Here is a 20068-nt window from a genome sequence, read left to right as displayed (position 1 = left end):
CCGTTCACCGTGCCGTCGCCCCTGGTCAGGTCTACCGTCTGGATCATGACCGACCTGACCGGCGACGGCGCCCCGGGCGCGGCCTCGACCACCCCGCCCGTCCACCTCGACGACTCCGCGCTGCGACCGAAGGTCGCGGGGCTGATGCCGGAGGTGCTCGCCGAGCTGGAGGCGCTCGTCGCGATCCCGTCGTGCGCGTTCCCCGGCTTCCCGTCGGAGCCGGTGCACGCGGCCGCGCAGCGGGTCGTGGACGCGTTCGGCCGCTACGGCGTCGAGGCGCGCGTGACGCCGGTGGACGGCGGCTACCCCGCGGTGACGGCGGACATCCCGGCACCGCCCGGCAGGCCCACCGTGCTGCTGTACGCGCACTACGACGTCCAGCCCGTGCCGGCGTCGCAGCAGTGGGCGACCGACCCGTGGCAGCCGACGTGGGTCGACGGGCGGCTGCACGGCCGCGGCGCGGCGGACGACAAGGGCGGCGTGGCGATCCATCTCGCGACGCTCGCCGCGTTCGACGGGAAGCCGCCGGTCGGGGTCCGGCTCGTGGTCGAGGGTGAGGAGGAGACGGTCTCGCACCTGGAGGCGCACGTGGAGGCGCACCCGGCCGACTTCCAGGCCGACGTCATGGTCGTCGCGGACATGGGGAACCTCGTCGTCGGGGAACCGGTGCTCAGCGTCGGCCTGCGCGGGCACGTGAAGGCGGTCATCGAGGTCGAGACCCTGGCGGCGCCCGTCCACTCCGGCCTGTTCGGCGGCGCGGCACCCGACGCGCTCATGGCGCTGGTCCGGGCGCTCGCCACGCTCGTGGACGACGACGGCGCGTGCGCGGTCGAGGGGGTCGCGTCGGGCGAGTGGGAGGGCGCCGACTACACCGAGGAGATGCTGCGCTCGAACGCCGGGGTGCTCGACGGCGTCGACCTCGTGGGGACGGGCCGGATCGCGTCCCGGCTGTGGGCGCGGCCGACCGTGAGCGTCCTCGGCATGGACGTCACGAGCACGGCCGAGGCGTCGAACGTGCTCCAGCCGCGCGCCAAGGCCGTCGTCGCGATGCGCATCCCGCCGGGCCAGGACCCGCAGGACGCCATGGACGCGCTGATCGCCCACCTCAAGGCCCACGTCCCCGGGAACGCGCGGGTGACGGTCACGGAGGACAAGAAGTCCCCGCCGTTCTCGCAGCCGACCGACGGGCGCGCGTTCGGCCTCATGCGCGAGGCCCTCGCGACGTCGTACGGCCGCCCGGTCGAGACGGTCGGGTCGGGCGGGTCCATCCCGCTCCTCGACACGCTGCGGTCGGTCGCGCCGCAGGCGGACTTCGTGCTCGTCGGCCCGCAGGACGCGCAGCACGCGGCGATCCACGGGCCGGACGAGTCCGTCGACCCGAGCGAGATCGAGCACATGGCGCTCGCGCAGGCGCTCCTGCTCCAGGCGCTCGCGCAGGGCTGAGCCCGCCCGCCGCGGCGGAGCGCCCGGCGCGGACCACGGGGCCGTCGGGCCCACGAGAGCAGGGGAAGGGACCGCCGTGGACACTCTCGTCCTCGTGCTGGAGGCGCTCGTCGTCGTCGCAGCGATCTACCTGGGCGTCCGGATGGGCGGAGTCGGCCTCGGTCTGTGGGGCGCGGTCGGCGTCGTCGTCCTCGTCTTCGTCTTCCGGGAGCAGCCGGGCGACATCCCGTGGGAGGCGATCCTCGTCATCCTGGCCGTCATCACGGCGGCCTCCGCGATGCAGTCGGCAGGCGGCATCGACTATCTCGTCGTCCTGGCGGAGAAGGTGATCCGCTCGCGCCCGAGCATGGTGAACTTCCTCGCCCCGCTCATGACGTTCGTGTTCTGCGCCGGCTCCGGCACGGGGAACATCATCTTCCCGCTGCTGCCCGTGATCTACGAGGTGTCCTACGAGCGGGGGATCCGGCCGGAACGCCCGCTCGCGACGTCCGTCGCGGTGTCCGGGTTCGCGCTCGCGGCGAGCCCGGTGGCAGCAGCGATGGCGGCGTTCGTCGGGCTGACGGGCAACCGGGACGACGCCCTGTCCCTCGGCGAGATCCTCGTCATCACCCTCCCGGCGGTGCTGCTCGGCACGATCGTCGCCGCGGTCGTGCAGTCCCGGGTGGGCCACGACCTCGACAAGGACCCGGAGTACCAGCGCCGCCTGGCCGAGGGCCGGGTGAAGCCGCCGACGTCGACGACCGGCGAGGTGAAGACCGTCCAGCCGCGCGCCAAGCGGGCGGCAGGCGTGTTCTTCCTCGGCGTCCTGCTCGTCGTCCTGCTCGGCGCGTTCGACGACCTCCTGCCGTCGTGGACCGTGGACGGGGAGACGGTGAAGCTGTCGCTGACGACGCTCCTCACCATGGTGATGCTGGCGGTCGCGCTCGTCGTCATGCTCGTGGGCCGCGTGAAGCCGACCGAGGTGCTCGACGCCCCGCTCATCAAGTCCGGGCTCACCGCGATCATCGCCCTGCTGGGCATCGCGTGGCTCGCCAACACCTTCATCTTCGCGAACGAGGACACGGTGATCGGCGGGCTCACGGACGCCGCGCAGTCGGCGCCGTGGTTCCTCGCGATCGGCCTGTTCCTCGTCGCTGCGGCCACGACGAGCCAGTCCGCGGCGGTCAACACGATGATCCCGCTGGGCATGAGCCTCGGGCTGCCGACGGCGACGCTCGCCGCCTACCTGCCCGCGATGGGCGGCGTCATGACGCTCCCGGCGAACGGGTCGCAGCTCGCCGCGGTGGAGATCGACCAGACGGGGTCGACGCGCATCGGCCGGTACGTCGTGAACCACTCGTTCATCCTGCCGACGCTCGTCATGGCGATCGTCTCGGTCCCGACGGCCCTGCTCCTGTCCCGCCTGTTCGTGTGATCCGCCGCCGGGTCGCACCGCACACCCCCGTGCGCCCGTCCGTGGCCCGCGGGCGTCGTCGTCCCCCGACGACCGGCCCCTCGCTGCACTCCCAGTGAGTGACAGCGTGCGCACCGTCACACTGTCGGACAAGACAAACCCCATACGGATGTCTTGAGATGGGGGTCATCGACCACTTCCGTCGTCCGACGAGGCGACGCCCGCAGTAGGGGGACACCATGACACGCGCCGTCGTCACCGGTTACGGGGCGGTGACCCCGGTCGGGCTCACCGCCCCTGACACCTGGGAGGCGCTGCTCCTCGGCGCGACCGGTGTGGACACCATCAAGGAGGACTGGGCGGCCGACCTTCCCGTGCGCATCGCGGCTCGGGTGGACGACGCGTTCGCGGAGGGCCTCACGGTCCGCGAGGCCCGGCGCACCGACCGGGCCGAGCAGCTCACGCTCGTCGCCGGCCGCGAGGCCTGGTCGTCGGCGGGGTCGCCCGACGTCGACCCGACGCGCCTCGCGGTCGTGGTCGGGTCGGCGAACGGCGGGATCGCGACGACGCTCGACCAGTCCCGCGTGCTCGACGAGCAGGGGCACCGGCGCGTCTCCCCGCACACGGTGACCATGCTCATGGCCAACGGGCCCGCGGCGTGGCTCTCCATCGACCTCGGCGCCCAGGCCGGTGCACGGGCGCCGATCAGCGCGTGCGCCGCGGGTTCCGAGGCGATCACGATGGGCCGCGAGATGATCCTCGCCGGGTCGGCGGACGTCGTCGTGTGCGGGGGCGTGGAGGCCGGCGTCCGACCGTTCTCCCTCGCGGCGTTCGCCGCGGCGCGGGCCATGTCGACCCGCAACGACGAGCCCGAGCGCGCGTCGCGCCCGTTCGACGTGCACCGCGACGGCTTCGTCATGGGCGAGGGTGCGACGCTCCTCGTCCTGGAGAGCGAGGAGCACGCGCGGGCTCGGGGCGCGACGGTGCACGGCGTCGTCGCCGGTTCCGCGCTGACCTCGGACGCGTTCGACATCGTCGGCGGCGACCCCGAGAACCAGGCGCGGACGATCGGGATGGCCCTGCGCTCCGCCGGCCTCTCCCCCGGCGACGTCGGCCTCGTCCACGCGCACGCGACGTCGACCCCGGTGGGCGACGTCAACGAGTCGGACGCCCTCCGCGCGGCGCTCGGCACGCCCCCGCCCGTGACGAGCACCAAGGGCGCGACGGGCCACCTGCTCGGCGCCTCCGGTGCGCTGGGCATCCTCGTCGCGCTGCTCGCCGTGCGCGACGGCCGCGTGCCGCCCACCCTCAACCTCGACGCGCTGGACCCGGCGATCGACCTCGACGTCGTGCGAGGCACGGCCGGCGAGACCACGGCCCGCCATGCGCTGGTGAACGCGTTCGGCTTCGGCGGCCACAGCGCGAGCGTCGTCGTCTCGCGCGACTGACCCGCCGCCGAGAACGACCTGAAGGACGTTTTCACGCCCTTTCCGTCCCTCAGGTCGTGCTCGCGCGCGTGAGGGCGTGGTCGGCGTCGGGCGGGGGCACGATGGACCTGTGGATATATCTGCCCGGATCGCCGACATCACGACGCTCGCCGTCGACGCGATCGTCAACGCCGCGAACTCGACGCTGCTGGGCGGAGGGGGCGTCGACGGCGCCATCCACGCCGCCGCCGGGCCGCGGCTCCTGGAGGAGTGCCGGCGGCTCCGTCGCACGACCCTCCCCGACGGGCTGCCCGTCGGCGACGCCGTCGCGACCGGCGCCTACGACCTCCCCGCCCGCTGGGTCGTCCACACGGTCGGGCCGAACCGCCACCGCGGCCAGACCGACCCCGCGCTGCTCGCGTCGTGCTTCACGCGCTCGCTCGACGTCGCGGCCGGACTCGGCGCGACGACCGTCGCCTTCCCCGCGATCAGCGCGGGCGCCTACGGCTGGGACGTCGACGACGTCGCGCGGGTCGCGGTCGAGGCCGTGCGCGGGTGGTCCGGAGCGCGTCCGGGCGTCGACCCGGGCGACGGCGTCGCCGCCGTGACGTTCGCGCTCGCGTCGCCCCGCGCCCTGGCGGCGTTCGAGGCCGCTCTCAGGAGCTGAGCCGGGCCCTCGGGAGCTGAGCCAGGCCCTCTGGAGCCGAGCCAGGGTCAGGGTCGGCCGCCCGAGGATCAGGGTCGGTTCGGGGGACATCCCGATACCGGCGCGCCGGGCATGCTCCTACCGTCGAGGTATGAGCACCTCTGACGCCTCTGCAGCCACTTTCAGGCCGACGCTGTCCCGGCCGCGCCACGGCCGGATGATCGCGGGCGTGTGCGCGGGGATCGCCCGCCGGTTCGGGTGGGACCCGACCGTCGTGCGCATCGTCGCCGCGGTCTCGATCCTGCTCCCCGGCCCGCAGATCATCGCCTACCTGATCCTCTGGGCCCTCATGCCCAACGACCGCGACTGAGCGCGGGCCTCACGGCGCCGAACCCGGGGTCGTGGGCGGTCTCGGGCTCGAGACCGTCGGCATCCCCGGGTTCGGCGTGGTGCGCGACCGTCAGCCCGGGAGGCCGCGCATGCGGCGCCGGGCGACGACGATCGTCACACCGCCCGCGACCAGCACGATCGCGAGGCCCACGAGCGCACCGACGTGCGCACCCGTCGTGGCGAGCCCGTCCGGCCGACCCGGCTCCTCGCCGTCCGACCCGCTGGGCGTGCCGTCCGCGGCGAGCACGTCGAGCTCCGTCCACAGGACGCGCCCGTCCACCTGACCGACGATCGCGAAGCGGTGCTCGCCCACCGCGACGTCGGCGGGGATCGTCACGGTCGCGGTGAGCGTGCCCGACGCGTCGGCCCGGAACATGCCGAGACCGGCGGGCGTCGAGAAGAGGGTCGCGGAGACCCACTCGCCGGGCGCGAAGCCCTCGGCCGTCGCGGTGACCTGCTCTCCCGCGCGGACCCGCGCCGGGGAGAGCGTGACGCCGCCGTGGTTCGCGTCGGTCAGGTCGTCGGCGCCGACCGTGTGCAGCGGCGTCGACGGCGGCTGCTCGCCCGCGCCGGGCGTCTCGCCGGGCTCGCCCGGGCCGCCCGGGTTCTCGCCGTCGAGGTGCCCGTCGAACACGTCGGTCGCGGCGCCGAGGCTCAGGAGCACCGTCTCGCCCGTGGCGTCGGCGAGGCCGTCGTTGTCGGTGATCGCCCAGACCGTGCCGTCGCCGGCGACCGTGAGGCCCTCGAGCTTCTCCTGCGTCCAGCCGTTCGTGGCGCGCAGGTCGGGCAGGACGTCGTGCGCGAGCGTCTTGGTCACCGCGACCGGGGTCGTCGACGCGGCCCCGACGGCGACGTCCGGCACGTCGACCGCGTAGACCCGCTTCACCGCGGCGGCGGGGCCGTTGAGCTTGTCGCGCTCGATCACGGCGAGGGTGTCGTGGTCGACGACGGTCACCTCGCTGAGGCCCATCCAGTCGCCGTCGGTCGTGGTCTGCTCGAGCGGGTACGCGAACCAGTCCCACGTGCCCGTCGCGACGTCGTAGCGGCCGAGGCGCGCGGTGCCCGCCGTGCCGCCGTCGTCGGTCGTGAGCCCGCGCTGGAGCGCGACCCACACCTGCTCGCCCGCGGACCCGCCCGCAGCCCCGTCGGCCGTCGAGGCCGGAGCGACCGCGACGCCCTCGATGCCCTGCTTGCCGAGGCCCGCGGCGACCGCCTCGGGCAGCGCGACCGACTCGACGACCGCGCCCGCGGCGTCGACGCGCACGATCGCGTTCTCCGCACCCTTCGCACCCTCGACGCCGAGCCAGAACCCGCCGTCGGCACGCGCGGCGACGCCCTCGACGTCGAGGCCCACCGGGGCGCCGTCGCGCGTGAGCGTCACGGTCCGGTCGATCACGGCCGGGGCGCCCGCGCCGTAGCCGCTCACGTCGAGCGACAGGAGCTGCGTCGTGGAGTACGCGGCGTCGGTCGCCGTCCACAGGCGCTGGGGATCGGCCGGGTCGGCGGTCAGGGCGCCGAGCGCGCCCCAGCCGATCGGGGCGCCTGCCTGCGTGCTCTCGGTCGCGTCCGCGGAGACGACGCTCGGGAACTGCGGCGACCCGGCGCCGTCGGCCCACTGCGCGCCGCGCCCGAACACGGTGACGGCCGACCGCACGCCCGCACCGGCGTCGTCCTCCTCGCTCGACACGACGAGCAGGTCGCGCTCCGGCACGACGAGCAGGCCCTCGGGACCGTTGGTCGTCGCGAGCACCTGGACGAACGACGGCGCGGTCGCGTCGGAGACGTCGTACACCGCCACGAAGTTGGACCGCTCGGAGCCGACGAACGCGTAGCGCGTCCCGCCGAGCGTCGCGACCGTCAGGCCCTCGGGCTCGACGCCCTTCTTGGCCGCGCGGTCCTCCGTGTGCAGGCCGACGCGGACGGCGAGGCGCTCGACCTCCGCGCCTGCGTCCCACACGACCTCGCCCGACGCGGCGTCGAAGACCGACCAGCCGCGCGACCCACCCTTCCAGTCGCCCTCGTTCGCGGTCGCGACGTGCGCGTCGTCGAGCCAGCCGATCGCGTCGGGCTCGCGCGCGGTGGTGGGGATCGACCCGGTCTGGTCGATCACGCCGTCCTTCTTCACGTCGATCCCGGACACACCGACGGCGCCCGCGGAGAAGACGGTCTCGACCTCGCCCGTGGCGATGTCGACGACGGCGACGCCGTTGTTCTCCTGGAGCGTCACCGCGACCTTCGTCCCCGCCGGGTTGACGGCGACGTACTCGGGCTCGGGGTCCTGCGGGGTGTCGAGCCCGGCCGCCTCGACGACGGGCAGCGGCGCGCCCGCCTCGTCGAGGAAGGAGACGGCGCGGGTCGACCAGGCGGCCGGGTCGTCGCCCGGCAGGTCGAGGACCTGGAGGAAGCCGCCGGGAAGCTGCGGGAGGTCGCCCTCGTCGCCACCCTCGGGCGTGGCCTCCTCGTCGCGCTGGTTCTCGATCGCGACGACGGCGTGCGTGCCGTCGGGCGTGACGGCGATCGAGTCGGGCTGGCCCCCGAGGTCGAGCGACCGCACGCGCTCGCGCGTCGCGAGGTCGACGACGTCGAGGCGTCCGCTCGGCTCGGTGAAGCTCACCGAGGTGTCCACGACGACGAGCACGTACCCGCCGACGATCGCGACCGACGTCGGCTCGTCGTGCTCCGAGCCGAGCTCGGCGAGGCTCAGCGTGCCCAGGCCCTTCGTTGCGCCCGGGTCCGTGATGTCGAGGAAGCCGATGCGGCGCGCGAGCGCGTCCGTGTGGACGACCGTGCGCCCGTCCTCGCTCACCGCCGAGATCTCGGCGACCGTCTCGGCGGCGGCGTCCTCGCCGGCCGGGCGGTTCTCGAAGACCGGGTACGTGGCGAGGCGGTGGAACGTCTCGTCCGCGGCGGGCGGCGTCCACGCGCCTGCCGTCGCGCGGGCGAGCGGCGCCGTCGGGCCCGACGACGGGTGCGCGGGAACCGCGGCCAGCGCGGGGAGCGCGCCGAGGCCGAGGGTGAGCGTCGCGCCCGTGGCGACGAGCGCGGCGAGGCGCGAGCGACGGGCGGGGGTGCGCGCGGACGTGCGCGTCGTGGCCTGCTCGGGTGCCCGCTCAGGGATGGCTGACATGTCTCTCCTTCGACGAGGGTCGAGCAGAGGGTGGTGGCCCGCGGTGGCGGGACGGCGACCGGACCCGGGCCGTCGGGTGGCCGTCGGGTGAACACTGCGCGGCCGCCCGCGAGAGCCGACGACGGCCCGAGCACGGCGCCCGTTGCTCCGGGCGACCGGTTCCGGACCGGAGTACCTGATACTTCGGCCCCGTGACCGAATTGTGACGGCGAAAGTACCTAGTACTCGCTGTCCCCCCTGTCCCGGCGGTTGCTAGCGTCTTTCGGGATTTACCTGCTACTCCACGTCCCGCCAACGTCGGCGGGCGTGGTCCCGCCGCTCTCCCCGCGACGGGCGCCCGCTCCTCTCCCCTCTTGCCGACCGCCCCGCGACGACGCCGGGCGCGAGGAAGGACGACCGATGACGCAGCACGCCTCCCCCCGACCGTCGCGCACCCACACGGTCCTCACGTCCGTCGCGCTCGCCGTGCTCGCCCTCGCGGTGGCCGGCCTGATCGCGTTCCTGCTCGTGTACAACGGCAAGGTCGCCGACGGCGCGACCCGCCTCGACGACGGCGCCGCGCAGCTCTCCGACGGCGCCGCGACGCTCGCCGACGGCACCTCCGAGGCCCAGGCCGGCGCGCAGCGCCTCGCCGACGGGGCCGGCGACCTGGAGGACGGTGCGGGCGAGCTCGCGGCCGGGGCGACGAAGGTGTCCGACGGCGCGACCCAGCTCGCCACGGGCGGCACCACCGCGCTCGACGGAGCGACCGAGCTCGCCGCCGGCGCGGACGAGCTGAACGCCGGCACGGCCCGGCTCGCCGCGGGCACGGGCGACGCCGCCAGCGGCGCCGCACGCCTCGCCACGGGGAACCGCGACCTCGACGCCGGAGCCACCCGGCTCGCCGCCGGGAACGCCGACGCCGCCGACGGCGCCGCGCGCCTCGCCACGGGGAACCGCGACCTCGACGCCGGAGCCACCCGGCTCGCCGCCGGCAACGCCGACGCCGCGAGCGGCGCCGCCCAGATCTCGGCGGGCGCCCAGACCCTCTACACCGGGGCCCGCGACCTCGCCGACGGCGTGTCCCGGCTCGCCACCGGCGCCGAGGCGGCCGCCGCCGGGGCCGGTCAGGTGTCGGCGGGTGCCGGCTCGTTGTCGGCCGGGGCCGCCCGGCTCTCCACCGGCGTCTCCGACGCCACCGCCGGGGCGAGCGGGCTCTCCGCCGGTGCGGAACGGCTCAAGGCCGGTGCCGGGACGCTCGCCACGGGCTCCCAGGACGTGGCCACGGGCGCCAGGACCCTGGCCGCCGGCACCGCGCAGGTCGCCGGGGGGACCTCGGCGGTCGCCGACGGCACGGCGTCGTTGCGCGACGCCTCGGACCGCCTCGCCTCGGGCCTCGTCACGGTCCGTGACGGCGCTGCCTCCCTGTCCCAGGGCGCCGCCACCCTCACCGAGGGGACCGGCGAGGTGCGCCAGGGCGCCTCGAACCTCGCCACCGGTCTCGCCGGGCTCGCGGCCACCACGACCGACCCGGTGCTCAAGGCGCAGCTCGAGGGCCTCGCGCAGGGAGCCGCGCAGCTCTCCGCGGGCGCCGCGCGTGCGGACGACGGTTCCCGTGCGCTCGCCGACGGGCTCCACGGGCTCAGCGCGGGCCTCGCCGGTGAGCAGGGGGCCGCGGCCGGTGCCGTCGCCCTGCGCGACGGTCTCGGCGCGGTCGCGACCGGTGCCCGTGCCGCCGCCGACGGGGCCGCGTCCGCGCGCGACGGCGCGTCGGCGCTCTCGGCGGGTGCCGAGCAGGTCGCGGGGGGCGCGGGCACGCTGGCCGCAGGCTCGCAGGACCTCGCGTCCGGCGCCTCGGAGCTCACGGGCGGTCTCGGACGGCTCGCGACGGGCGCCACCGACCTCGAGTCGGGGGCGAGCACGCTGAGCACGGGAGCGGCCGCGGTCGCCACGGGCACCGCGAGCGTCGCCCAGGGCACGCTCAGCGCGTCGGCCGGTGCGGGCACGGTCCGCGACGGCAACGCCACGATCGCCGCCAAGACGTCGGAGCTCGCCGCCGGGACCTCGACCCTCGCGCGGGGCGCTGCCGAGCTGCACGCCGGGACCACCCGGGCCGCTGCCGGGGCCGACGACCTCCGGGCGGGCACGGCGCAGCTCGCGGCCGGCGCCGCGGAGCTCCAGGCCGGGACCGCCCGGGCCGCCACCGGGGCCTCGGACCTCTCGGCGGGGACGGTGCGGCTGCGCACGGGCGCGGGCGACCTGTTCGCGGGCACCACGCGCCTCGAGGACGGGACGCTGCGGCTCCAGAACGGGCTGACGACGCTCTCGACCGGCGCGACGACCCTCGCGGCGGGCAGCGCCGCCCTCGCCGAGGGGTCGACGACGCTGCACACCGGCACGACGACGCTCGCCGACGGCGCGTCGGACCTGCACGACGGCAGCACCCGCATCGCGGAGGGCGCGGCCACGCTCTCCGACGGTTCGGTGACCCTCTCCGACGGCACGACGGAGCTCAAGGACAGCGTCGAGAACAGCCCCGTCGGACGGGTGTCGCTCGGCATGTCGGCTCTCGTCGGCGGGTCCGTGCTCGCGGGCGTCGCGGGCGTCGGGCTCGGTCTGCGTCGTCGGCTCGCGGCGGTCTGACCGACCGTCGCACACGGCCGGGCGGCCCCTCCTCACCGCCCGGCCCTCGGCTCGGGGGCGGCTTCACGTCGACGGTGCCGCCCTCGCGGGCGGCGGTCCCGGAGGACAGGACTCCGGGACCGCCGCCCTTCTTCGTGCGCGCCGACCGCGGGCCCGGGTCGATCGCACGGCGCGGACCCGACGCGAGCCACCGGACCGGCACGGGCTACCGTGACCGCGTGACGCTGCTCCTCAAGCTCGCGCTGGCGCCCGCCCTGGTGGTCGCGTCCACGCTCGTCGGGCGGCGCTGGGGAGCCCGGCTCACGGGGGTGCTCGTCGGGCTGCCCGTCGTGGCCGGGCCGATCCTGCTCATCACCACCCTCGACCACGGCACCGCGTTCGGCGCCGCCGCGGCGTCGTCCGCGCTGCTCGGCCTCACGTCGCTCGCCCTGTTCGCGGTGGTGTTCGCGTGGTGCTCACGCCGAACCGGATGGGTCGGTGCGCTCGCGGCGTCCTGGGCCGCGTGCCTCGCGGCGGACGTCGCCCTCACCCGGCTGACGCTGCCCGCGGGGATCGCGTTCGTGGTAGCGCTCGCGACGTTCTGGGGCGCGTCCCGGGTCATGCCGCCCGACGCGCCGGGTCCTCCGCCGTCGACCGACCCGTCGCCCTGGTGGGACCTTCCCGCCCGTGCCGCGGCGACGGCGGCGCTCGTCCTCGCCGTCACCACCGCGTCGGGTGCGCTCGGACCGGCGATGACGGGCGTGCTGGCGCCGTTCCCGATCGCGTCGAGCGTGGTCGCTGCCTTCGCGCTCGCGCAGCGCGGGTCGGCCGAGACCGTCCGCCTGCTGCGCGGCTTGCTCGCCGGGCTCACCGGGTTCGCGGTGTTCTGCCTCCTCGTCGCGCTCCTCGTGGACCGGGTCGGCGTCGCCGCGGCGTTCTCGATCGCGCTGGTGTCCAGCCTGGCCGTCCAGGCCGTCGTCCCGCTCGCCGGGCGGCGCGCCGCGGGCACCGCGGGCCGACGCATGCGCTACCCACCACGGCGCCCGGCGAGCACCCCGGCGCCGCCTCGCGCCGGGTAGGCCGACCGACGGGCACAGCACCCGGCCGTGGTCATGTCGCGACATCCCGGGTGCGGCTCATGGTGACGTACGCCGAGAACCCCGCCCGTCCGGCGAAGCGCACCGGGCGGCGCCCGGTCTCCGTGAACCCGAGCTTGCGGTAGAGCCCGAGCGCCGGGGCGTTCGTGTCCTTGATGTCGCGCAGCACGAGCTCGTCGTACGGCAGTTCCATGAGTCGGCGCATCAGCGCGGTGCCCACACCCTGCCCCTGGTGCTCGGGCGCGGTCGTGACGAACCCGACCTCCGCGAGGCCCGGCCGGGCGCCGTCGTACGCGCCGAGGAACTGGCTCCGGACGATCCGGTGGCTGATCGCGCCGTGGACCCGGCCGAGCGCGGCCTGGAACGGGCGCCGCTCCGGCGCGAAGCACTCCTGGGAGCCCTCCGTCACCGAGGCGACCGCGGCGGGCTCGCCGTCCACGAGCGCGACGTAGAACCGGTCGAGGAGCACCATGTGCTCGAACGCGTCCGCCAGCACGCGCGGGTCCTTCGAGAAGTACGCGAAGTCCTCCGCGAACCCCTGCACGAGCACCTCCGTGACCCGCCTCCGGAAGCCTTCGCCGAGCTCGTCGCCCCGCCTGACCTCGATCATCCCGACCACTCTCCCGTCTCTCGTCGACCTATCCACGACGCCGCCGGGCGAACACCCACGCCGCGCCGCCGAGGAACACCAGCACCAGCCCCGCGCACCACGCGAGCGCGAGGGCCGCCGTCGCGCCCAGGTCCGTCACCGGCGCACCCGTCGAGCCCGTGCCGACGAGAAGACCGCGGATCGTCTCGATCACCGGCGTGACGGGCTGGTGCTCCGCGAAGCCGCGCAGCCACGACGGCATGGTTCCCGGCGGCACGAACGCGCTCGACACGTAGGGCAGGAACAGCATGAAGAAGCTGAACCCCCCGGCCGCGGCGGGCGAGCGCACGAGCACGCCCACGAAGGCGGCGACGCTCGTGATCGCGAGCACGTACGCGGCGACGACCCCGACGGCGCCGAGCCACTCGAGCGCGTTCGCGTCGGGCCGGAACCCGATGAGGAACGCGACGCCCAGCACGACGGCCGTCGTCACGAGGTTCTTCACGACGCTCGCCACGACGTGACCCACGAGCACCGTCCAGCTCGCGACAGGCATCGACCGGAAGCGGTCCATGATGCCGCCGGACATGTCCTGCTCGACGGCGATCGCCGTGTTCGACGCCCCGTAGCCCGCGCAGAGCAGGATGATCCCCGGTGTCGCGTACGTGACGTAGTCCGTGCCGACCGCCATCGCGCCGCCGAACACGTACACGAACAGGATCATGAGCATCACGGGCAGCACGAGCGCGAGGATCAGCTCGTCCGGCTCGCGGCGCACGAGCCGCAGCGACCGGGCGATCATCGTGCCCGCGTCGGCGAGCACGTGCCGGCCCGGCCGGGGCTCCGGCGCGGGGAGCCGTGCCGTCGTCGTGCCCGACGACGCAGCGGCGGTCTGCGTGGTCATGCTGCGGCCTCCTCGTGGTCGGCGGGGACGGGCTCGGCGCCGCGGTCCCGTGTGCGGGCGGCGTGGCCGGTGAGCGTGAGGAACACGTCGTCGAGCGTCGGCTCGCGTACCTCCCAGCGCAGCGGCTCGACGCCGGTCGCGGCCACCGCGGCGAGGACGTCGCGCACGTGCTCGACCGACCCGTCGGTCGGGACGCGGAGCGTCGTCGTGCGGCCACGGTCCGCGTGGTCGGGACCGGGGGCGGTAGTGCGTCCGGAGGTGCTTCCGGTGGGCGCCGAGGTCATCCCGGCGAGGGCGGCCCCGACCCGTGCCGAGTCCTCGGGCGACGCGAAGGTGAGCTCGACGCTCGCGTCGCCGACGCGGCGCTTGAGGTCGGCCGGGGAGCCCTCCGCGACGACGCGGCCGTCGTCGATCAGCGCGACGCGGTCGGCGAGCTGGTCCGCCTCCTCGAGGTACTGCGTCGTGAGGAAGAGGCTCGTGCCGTCGGCGACGACGCCGCGGATCACGTCCCACATCGTCTGGCGGCTGCGCGGGTCGAGGCCCGTCGTCGGCTCGTCGAGGAACATGACCTGCGGGCGGGTGAGGAGCCCGGCCGCGAGGTCGAGCCGGCGCCGCATGCCGCCGGAGTAGGTGCCGACCCGGCGGTCGGCGGCGGCGGCGAGGTCGAACGCGTCCAGCAGGGCGTCGACGCGCGCACGCGCGGCCCGGCGGGGCAGGTGCGCGAGGCGGCCCATCATCGCGAGGTTCTCGCGCCCCGACTGCTTCTCGTCGACGGCCGCGTACTGGCCGGTGAGGCTGACGACCTCGCGCACGCGTGCGGCGTCGCGCACCACGTCGTGGCCCGCGACGGTCGCCGTGCCGCCGTCGGGACGCAGGAGCGTGGCGAGGATGCGGACGGTCGTGGTCTTCCCGGCCCCGTTGGGGCCGAGGAGGGCGAGGACCTCGCCGCGGTGCAGCGTGAGGTCGACACCGTCGAGCACGCGCACGGGCCGCCGCGCGGAGCCGTAGCTCTTGCGCAGGCCCGTTGCGCGCACGAGCACGTCGGGTGCGGACATGGGGCCTCCCGGAGACGATGAGAACAGCGTTGAGATGAAACTGTTTATGTGATCGACTGTTCTGTGTACGGTAGACACGGTTTCGCGAGCGGTCAAGGCCCGCGGGAGGATGACCAGATGACCCCGACCGACCCCACCGACGCCCGGAGCACCGCCGGAGCCGCCGAGGAGACCGCGCTGCCGCCCGTGGTCGCGCGGCTGTGGGGACGCGGCACTCCCCCGCGCCGCGGCCCCAAGCCCGCGCTGAGCATCGAGCAGGTGGTGCGCGCCGCCGTCGACCTCGCCGACGCCGAGGGCCTGCCCGCGGTCTCCATGGCGCGCGTCGCCGAGTCGCTCGGGTACTCGTCCATGGCGCTCTACCGCTACGTCGAGAGCAAGGACGAGCTGCTGGCCCTCATGGCCGACGCCGCCGCGGACGTGCTCGAGATGCCGGCGCACGACGAGGCCGACTGGCGCGCCGGGCTCGCCGCCTGGACGCGTGCGCAGATCCAGGGCGTCCTCGCCCGGCCGTGGTACCTCGACCTCCCGCTGACGACGGCGCAGGTCGGCCCCCATCGCCTGCGGTGGATCGACCGCGCGTTCGCGATCCTCGCGCCGCTCGACCTCACCGTGGACGAGAAGCTGCAGATCGTGGGCCTCCTCGCGCAGCACGTGCTCGGCGAGGGCCGCGTCCAGGTCGAGACCCGGCGCGCGGCGGCCGAGGCCGTCCGCGCGGCACAGGGCCTCCCCTCCGACACCCCCGAGGCGGACCTCGACGAGGGCGCGATCGCCGCGGCGAACCCGTACGCCGACTACGAGCTCGTCCTCACCCGGCTCGCCGACCCGCAGACGTATCCCGCGCTCACCGGGGCGCTCGCCGCGTGGACGCCCAGCACGCCCCGGCCCGACGACTGGGAGAGCGACATCGGGTTCGGGCTCGACATCCTCCTCGACGGGATCGAGTCGTTCGTCGCCAAGCGCTCCGCCGCCCGGAGGTCCGCCGGCGACGGGTGACCAGGGGCCCGACCTGGGTCCGCGGGCGGGTGCCGCCTGGTCAGGGGGTCGGCTGGACCGGGGCGTCGGGCACCTGGACGTCGGGGAGGGTCGGCAGGTCCGACAGGTCCGGCACGTCGAACGTCGGGACGTCGAACGTCGGGACGTCGATGCTCGGGACGTCCATGTCCTCCATCCGGTCGAGCATCTCCTCCTGCCGGATGCGGTTGTTCTCCTGGATGCAGGCGAGGCGCGTGACGGGCCGCCCCGTGCACTCCTGCACGTCCGAGTCCGGGTCGCGCGGCGCCTTCGGCTCCTGGACGTAGCGCCCGTCGGCGTCGTGCTCGTTCGGGGCGACGGGGAGCGCGGCGAGCGCCGCACCGCCTGCGAGGACGAGGAGCGCCGTCGTGACGACGAGGACCGCGCCGCCCAGGCCCGCGCGCACCGCCGCCCCCGTGCCCACCGGCCGGCGGTCGTCGGACGCCGCACGCTGCCGCGCCGCGATCCGCCACGCGACCCACAGCCCGACCACCGTCGGGAGCACGAAGGCCACCGCGGCGAGCGCCGCGACCGACCGGGCGTCCTCGCGCGCGAGCGCCCCCGGTCCGATCGCCGCGACCACGGTCGCGACGATCCCCAGGACGACCGTGCGCCGCGTCGCGGCACCGCGCAGAGCTCCTCGCAGGGCGGCGATCCGCGCGGCCCCCGTCGCGCCGGGCGGGAGGTACCCCAGGTCGCGCCCCTGCACGAGCATCGCCGCGTGCAGGGTCGCGGACGTCACGCACGCGACGACGAGCACGACGCCCAGGACCACCAGGACCCAGCGCACCGCGACGGCGTCCCGCACGACGTAGAGCAGCGCCAGCCCGGCGACGACCCCGGCCCAGCCGAGCGCGACCGCGACGACCGTCCCGCCGCGCAACGGCGTCTGGCGCAGCGTGCGCCGCAGCAGGCCGCGCGGCACCTGGAGCAGGACCGGCAGGACGCGCACGGCCGTGACGAACGTCCACAGCAGGACGACGATCCCCCACACCGGCACCGAGCCGACGTAGGCGTCGCCCATCGAGAACGTGACGACCAGGGCGACCGCCCCGATCAGCAGCACCGGCATCTCGACGAGGCGCAGCACCTGCTGCCACACGCCGAGGTGCAGCAGGTAGCCGGCCTCGGCGTGCTCGGGGTTCGTCGCGAGGACCCCGCTGTACCCCTTCGCGCTGCGGCCCGCGTCGAGCGCGAGCGCGGCGTCGAGGTAGAGCAGGTCCTCGTGCTCCGGCGCGACGGCGAGCCCCTGGCGCACGAGCGCACGCGCCCGGTCGTCGTCCCCGAGGCGCGACCACAGCCGCGCGGCCTGGGCGAGGCGGCCCGGGTCCTCGGGCGCGAGCTCGAGCGCCGAGGCGATCCGCTCGCGCGCCAGCGTCCGGTCCGCCCCGCGGACCCTGCCCGACAGGTGGGTGTCGGCGAGCTGGAGGTGGTACCGCGCGTCGTCGGGGTCGAGCTCGAGCGCCCGCGCCGCGGCGTCCCGCGCGCCCGGGACGTCGCCCGTGTTCTGGCGCGCGATCGACAGGAGGTGCAGGGCGCCGTCGGCCGCGGGCTGGGCCCCGACGACCTGCTCCAGCAGCGGGACCGCCTCGGCGGACCGCTGGAGGCGCAGCCGTACCCAGGCGGCGGCGACGAGCAGCCGCGGGTCGTCGGGCACGCTCGCGAGCGCGTCGTCGATCTCGTCGAGCGCACGCTCGGGGCGCCCCATCTGGACGAGCATCTCCACGCGCGAGACGACGGCGCGCGGGTCGGTCGTGGTGCTCACGGCGTCCTCAGAGCATGCGCCGCGCACGCAGGTACGCGGCGAGGTCGTCGTAGCGGCCGTCGTTGTTCGCGAACGTGACGACGTTGCGTGCGGACTGGAGCCACGCCGTCGTCGACGGCCGGACGTCGGCGAGCGCGGCGTGCAGGTCGGCCATGGTGATCGGGCGCACCTGCCCGGTCGCGATGGAGTCCATCATCGCCTTCTCCGCGGCCGTCGCGGCGAGGTGCTCGAGGTCGGCGCCCGAGAAGCCGTCGGTCCGCGCGACGATCGCGCGCAGGTCGATCCCCGCGACCGGGCGGCCGGCGAGGTGGTGGCGCAGGATCGCCTCGCGCGCGGGCTCGTCGGGGGGCAGCACGAGCACGACGCGGTCGAACCGACCCGGGCGCAGGAGCGCCGTGTCGACGTCCCACGGGTGGTTCGTGGCGCCGAGGACGAACAGCCCGTCGTTGTCGGAGCCGATGCCGTCCATCTCCTGCAGGAGCTGGTTGACCACGGTCCGCATGCCCGAGGACCCGGAGTACTGCGCGCGCTTGCCGCCGATCGCGTCGACCTCGTCGAGGAACAGCACCGCGGGGGCGAGCTGGCGCGCCCGCTGGAACAGGGCGTGCAGGTTCTGCTCGCTCTCCCCGATGTACTTGTCGAGGATGTCCGCGAGCGTCACCGTGAGGAAGCGCGCGCCGAGCTCGCCCGCGACGGCCCGCGCCATGTACGTCTTGCCGGTCCCGGGCGGGCCGTAGAGCAGGAGCCCGCCGCGCAGCGACTTGCCGAACGCCTTGGCGATGGCCTGGTTGCGCATCGGCTCCAGGAACGCCTCGCGGATGCGCTGCTTCACCGGCTCCAGGCCGCCGACGTCCGCGAGCGTCACCGTCTCGCGCGAGACCTCGAGCAGCCCGGACCCGTCGTCGGGGGCGTCGTCGCGCGCGGGGACGAGGAACGGCCGGTCACCCGGTGCGGGCGGGGCCGTGGCGGCGTCCTCGCGGGGTGGGGTGCCCGGCCCGGCGGGCGGGACGGTCGGCCCCTGCCCCGGTGAGGTCTCGACGAACGGCGCCGGGACGTGGATGCCCACCTCGTGCTCCAGCCGGTCCCAGTCGATGCCCGACGGCGCCGTGGGTGTCGTCGGGGACCCGGGGTCGGCCGGTGCGGCGGGGACCCCGGTGGCCGGGTCGCCGGGCGTCCGCGCGCCGGGCGCTCGCGGGACGGTCACGTCGGACGGGACGCCCGTGATGATCCCGTCGTCGAGGCCCCCCGGGGCGGAGGTCGGCGCGTGCAAGGAGGTGCCGTGAGGCACGGCGGGGGGACCGCCCGCGGGGTGCGTCGCCGGGCCGCCGGGTGTGGGACGTCCCGCCGGGTCGGCCTCGCCGCCCGGTGCTCCGGTACCGGTCGCCGGCCGGGAAGCCGTCGCCGCGGCGACGGCCGAGTCCTGGACGAGGCGCAGCGCCTCGCCGTCGGCGGGGTCGATCCGCAGCGCGGTGCTCGCCTGCTCGAGCGCCTCGACGGGGCGCCCGGCGGCGAGCAGGAGGCTCGCGTAGTGCACGCGCAGCGGGGCGCTCGACGGTGCCGCCGCGACGGCGGCAGCGAGCGCGGCCAGGGCGTCGGACATGGGTGCTCCTCGGGTGGCGCGGGCGGGACGGCGGAGCCGATGCACCCGCGAGCGCATCCGGCCGAGAACAGTGTGCCCTGGACCGGTGACGCCCGACCATCGGCACATCTCCCCACGACATTTACTTGCCATGTTGGAAAGTAGATGCTTCGATGGCATCCATGAACACCGACGACGCGACCACCCGTCCCGCCCCCAGCCCGGCCGAGGCCTCCTCCGCCCTCGCGCACGCCGCCCGGCTCGCCGCCTCGACGCGGACCCGGGGCTGGCGCTGGGTCCGCCTCTACCTCACGGGCTGGGCCGCGGCGAGCGTCGGCCTCGTGCTCACCCTGGGCCTCGGCGGACAGGTCGGGTTCGTGGTCGGCATGAGCGCCTGGGCCGTGATCGTCACGGCGGGCGTCACGTGGGCCGCGCGCCAGGGCAGCATGGCCGCCGGCACGCGCCGCCGCCTGTTCCTCGGTGCCGGCGGGTGGGCCGCCGTCTACGGCGTGACGCTCTTCGTCGGGCTCGACCGGTTCGCGGGGGACGTCGCGTTCTGGCTCCCCGCCGCCCTGCTCAGCACCGCCCCCCTCCTCCTCGCGGCGTGGCTCCCCGCGCCGCGCGAGGCGGCGGCGGCGACCGCATGACCACCGAGCGCGCGGGCGCCGCGGGCAACCGCCTCGAGCACCACCCGCGGCACACGCTCGACGAGGTGATCCACTCACCCGTTCGCCTGTCTGTCGTCGCGGCGCTGTCCGGCGTCGAGAAGGCGGACTTCAAGACCCTGCGCGACACCATCGAGCTCTCCGACCCGACGCTGTCCAAGCAGCTCACCGTCCTGGAGGCGGCCGGCTACGTCGAGATCTCCAAGGAGCGGTCGGGCCGCCGCGCGCGCACGTGGGTCCGCCTGACGGGCGCCGGCGCCGAGGCCCTGCGCTCCCACCTCGACGCCCTGCGCGCGATCGCCGACCTCGCGTTGCCCGCTACCGACACCTGACCCCGGGCACCGCTCCCGCATCGAGCTCGGGAGCGGCGCCCGGG

At 75.6% G+C, this 20068-nt stretch carries 16 protein-coding genes; 10 read left to right on the top strand and 6 right to left on the bottom strand.

Annotated elements, in window-relative coordinates; genetic code table 11:
- The first annotated feature begins 45 nt into the window (after nt 1-45).
- The 5 genes from FIC82_RS03170 (at nt 46) to FIC82_RS03150 (ending at nt 5279) form a co-directional block, all read left to right on the top strand.
- Nucleotides 46-1443: a M20/M25/M40 family metallo-hydrolase gene (locus tag FIC82_RS03170; protein WP_154797527.1), complete on the top strand. Its 1398-nt coding sequence runs from the start codon at nt 46-48 to the stop codon at nt 1441-1443.
- 76 nt (nt 1444-1519) lie between these two features.
- A complete protein-coding gene (locus FIC82_RS03165; RefSeq protein WP_154797526.1) occupies nt 1520-2857 on the top strand; it encodes an anaerobic C4-dicarboxylate transporter family protein in 1338 nt (445 codons plus the stop codon).
- Nucleotides 2858-3075: 218 nt separating this feature from the next.
- Nucleotides 3076-4284, top strand: a complete 1209-nt coding sequence (locus FIC82_RS03160) for a beta-ketoacyl-[acyl-carrier-protein] synthase family protein (RefSeq protein WP_154797525.1) — start codon at nt 3076-3078, stop codon at nt 4282-4284.
- 109 nt (nt 4285-4393) lie between these two features.
- A complete protein-coding gene (locus FIC82_RS03155; protein WP_168731444.1) occupies nt 4394-4930 on the top strand; it encodes an O-acetyl-ADP-ribose deacetylase in 537 nt (178 codons plus the stop codon).
- A gap of 130 nt (nt 4931-5060) precedes the next feature.
- Nucleotides 5061-5279, top strand: coding sequence for a PspC domain-containing protein (locus FIC82_RS03150; RefSeq protein WP_154797524.1), 219 nt, complete (start codon nt 5061-5063; stop codon nt 5277-5279).
- A 90-nt stretch (nt 5280-5369) separates the two neighbouring features.
- Here FIC82_RS03150 and FIC82_RS03145 read toward each other — a convergent pair whose 3' ends face one another.
- Complete coding sequence (locus FIC82_RS03145) at nt 5370-8426, bottom strand: esterase-like activity of phytase family protein (protein WP_154797523.1); 3057 nt, start codon at nt 8424-8426, stop codon at nt 5370-5372.
- A gap of 399 nt (nt 8427-8825) precedes the next feature.
- On the opposite strand from FIC82_RS03145, the gene FIC82_RS03140 reads away from it, so the two are divergent.
- A complete protein-coding gene (locus FIC82_RS03140; RefSeq protein WP_154797522.1) occupies nt 8826-11048 on the top strand; it encodes a beta strand repeat-containing protein in 2223 nt (740 codons plus the stop codon).
- A 218-nt stretch (nt 11049-11266) separates the two neighbouring features.
- Nucleotides 11267-12106, top strand: a complete 840-nt coding sequence (locus FIC82_RS03135; RefSeq protein WP_216609973.1) for a hypothetical protein — start codon at nt 11267-11269, stop codon at nt 12104-12106.
- A gap of 31 nt (nt 12107-12137) precedes the next feature.
- On the opposite strand, the gene FIC82_RS03130 is transcribed toward FIC82_RS03135, so the two are convergent.
- Genes FIC82_RS03130 through FIC82_RS03120 form a run of 3 tightly spaced genes read right to left on the bottom strand, consistent with a single transcriptional unit; the run spans nt 12138 to nt 14672 of the window.
- Complete coding sequence (locus FIC82_RS03130; RefSeq protein WP_154797521.1) at nt 12138-12734, bottom strand: GNAT family N-acetyltransferase; 597 nt, start codon at nt 12732-12734, stop codon at nt 12138-12140.
- Between the two features lie 28 nt (nt 12735-12762).
- Complete coding sequence (locus FIC82_RS03125; RefSeq protein ID WP_154797520.1) at nt 12763-13617, bottom strand: ABC transporter permease; 855 nt, start codon at nt 13615-13617, stop codon at nt 12763-12765.
- A complete protein-coding gene (locus FIC82_RS03120) occupies nt 13614-14672 on the bottom strand; it encodes an ATP-binding cassette domain-containing protein (RefSeq protein ID WP_154797519.1) in 1059 nt (352 codons plus the stop codon). The genes FIC82_RS03125 and FIC82_RS03120 overlap by 4 nt, the downstream gene beginning before the upstream one ends.
- Before the next feature lie 117 nt (nt 14673-14789).
- Between FIC82_RS03120 and FIC82_RS03115 the strand changes: the two genes are divergently transcribed.
- Nucleotides 14790-15665, top strand: a complete 876-nt coding sequence (locus FIC82_RS03115) for a TetR/AcrR family transcriptional regulator (protein WP_154797518.1) — start codon at nt 14790-14792, stop codon at nt 15663-15665.
- A gap of 40 nt (nt 15666-15705) precedes the next feature.
- Here the strand turns inward: FIC82_RS03115 and FIC82_RS03110 are convergent, their stop codons facing one another.
- Nucleotides 15706-17448, bottom strand: coding sequence for a tetratricopeptide repeat protein (locus FIC82_RS03110; protein WP_154797517.1), 1743 nt, complete (start codon nt 17446-17448; stop codon nt 15706-15708).
- Between the two features lie 7 nt (nt 17449-17455).
- Nucleotides 17456-19048 (bottom strand): ATP-binding protein, encoded by a 1593-nt coding sequence (locus FIC82_RS03105; RefSeq protein WP_154797516.1) that lies wholly within the window; start codon nt 19046-19048, stop codon nt 17456-17458.
- Between the two features lie 161 nt (nt 19049-19209).
- Here FIC82_RS03105 and FIC82_RS03100 point away from each other — a divergent pair, with 161 nt between their 5' ends.
- Both FIC82_RS03100 and FIC82_RS03095 read left to right on the top strand, forming a co-directional pair.
- The gene (locus FIC82_RS03100) at nt 19210-19674 is read left to right on the top strand and encodes a hypothetical protein (protein WP_154797515.1); all 465 of its coding nucleotides are present in this window, start codon (nt 19210-19212) and stop codon (nt 19672-19674) included.
- On the top strand, nt 19671-20024 hold the full coding sequence (locus FIC82_RS03095; protein WP_154797514.1) for a winged helix-turn-helix domain-containing protein: 354 nt from the start codon (nt 19671-19673) through the stop codon (nt 20022-20024). Before FIC82_RS03100 ends, FIC82_RS03095 begins: the two co-directional genes overlap by 4 nt.
- Nucleotides 20025-20068: the final 44 nt, after the last annotated feature.

Origin of the sequence: Cellulosimicrobium protaetiae, assembly GCF_009708005.2 — a bacterium.
In the GTDB taxonomy this organism is placed as follows: Bacteria; Actinomycetota; Actinomycetes; order Actinomycetales; family Cellulomonadaceae; genus Cellulosimicrobium; species Cellulosimicrobium protaetiae.
The sequence above is the reverse complement of the archived record's forward strand: the minus strand, read 5'-3'. Positions and strand labels throughout refer to the sequence as shown.

What these genes read in the sequence shown, in the direction of transcription:
- FIC82_RS03170 (WP_154797527.1), top strand. Translation starts at nt 46, where the DNA reads ATGACCGACCTGACCGGCGACGGCGCCCCGGGCGCGGCCTCGACCACC.
- FIC82_RS03160 (WP_154797525.1), top strand. Translation starts at nt 3,076, where the DNA reads ATGACACGCGCCGTCGTCACCGGTTACGGGGCGGTGACCCCGGTCGGG.
- FIC82_RS03150 (WP_154797524.1), top strand. Translation starts at nt 5,061, where the DNA reads ATGAGCACCTCTGACGCCTCTGCAGCCACTTTCAGGCCGACGCTGTCC.
- FIC82_RS03145 (WP_154797523.1), bottom strand. Translation starts at nt 8,426, where the DNA reads ATGTCAGCCATCCCTGAGCGGGCACCCGAGCAGGCCACGACGCGCACG.
- FIC82_RS03140 (WP_154797522.1), top strand. Translation starts at nt 8,826, where the DNA reads ATGACGCAGCACGCCTCCCCCCGACCGTCGCGCACCCACACGGTCCTC.
- FIC82_RS03130 (WP_154797521.1), bottom strand. Translation starts at nt 12,734, where the DNA reads ATGATCGAGGTCAGGCGGGGCGACGAGCTCGGCGAAGGCTTCCGGAGG.
- FIC82_RS03125 (WP_154797520.1), bottom strand. Translation starts at nt 13,617, where the DNA reads ATGACCACGCAGACCGCCGCTGCGTCGTCGGGCACGACGACGGCACGG.
- FIC82_RS03120 (WP_154797519.1), bottom strand. Translation starts at nt 14,672, where the DNA reads ATGTCCGCACCCGACGTGCTCGTGCGCGCAACGGGCCTGCGCAAGAGC.
- FIC82_RS03115 (WP_154797518.1), top strand. Translation starts at nt 14,790, where the DNA reads ATGACCCCGACCGACCCCACCGACGCCCGGAGCACCGCCGGAGCCGCC.
- FIC82_RS03105 (WP_154797516.1), bottom strand. Translation starts at nt 19,048, where the DNA reads ATGTCCGACGCCCTGGCCGCGCTCGCTGCCGCCGTCGCGGCGGCACCG.
- FIC82_RS03100 (WP_154797515.1), top strand. Translation starts at nt 19,210, where the DNA reads ATGAACACCGACGACGCGACCACCCGTCCCGCCCCCAGCCCGGCCGAG.
- FIC82_RS03095 (WP_154797514.1), top strand. Translation starts at nt 19,671, where the DNA reads ATGACCACCGAGCGCGCGGGCGCCGCGGGCAACCGCCTCGAGCACCAC.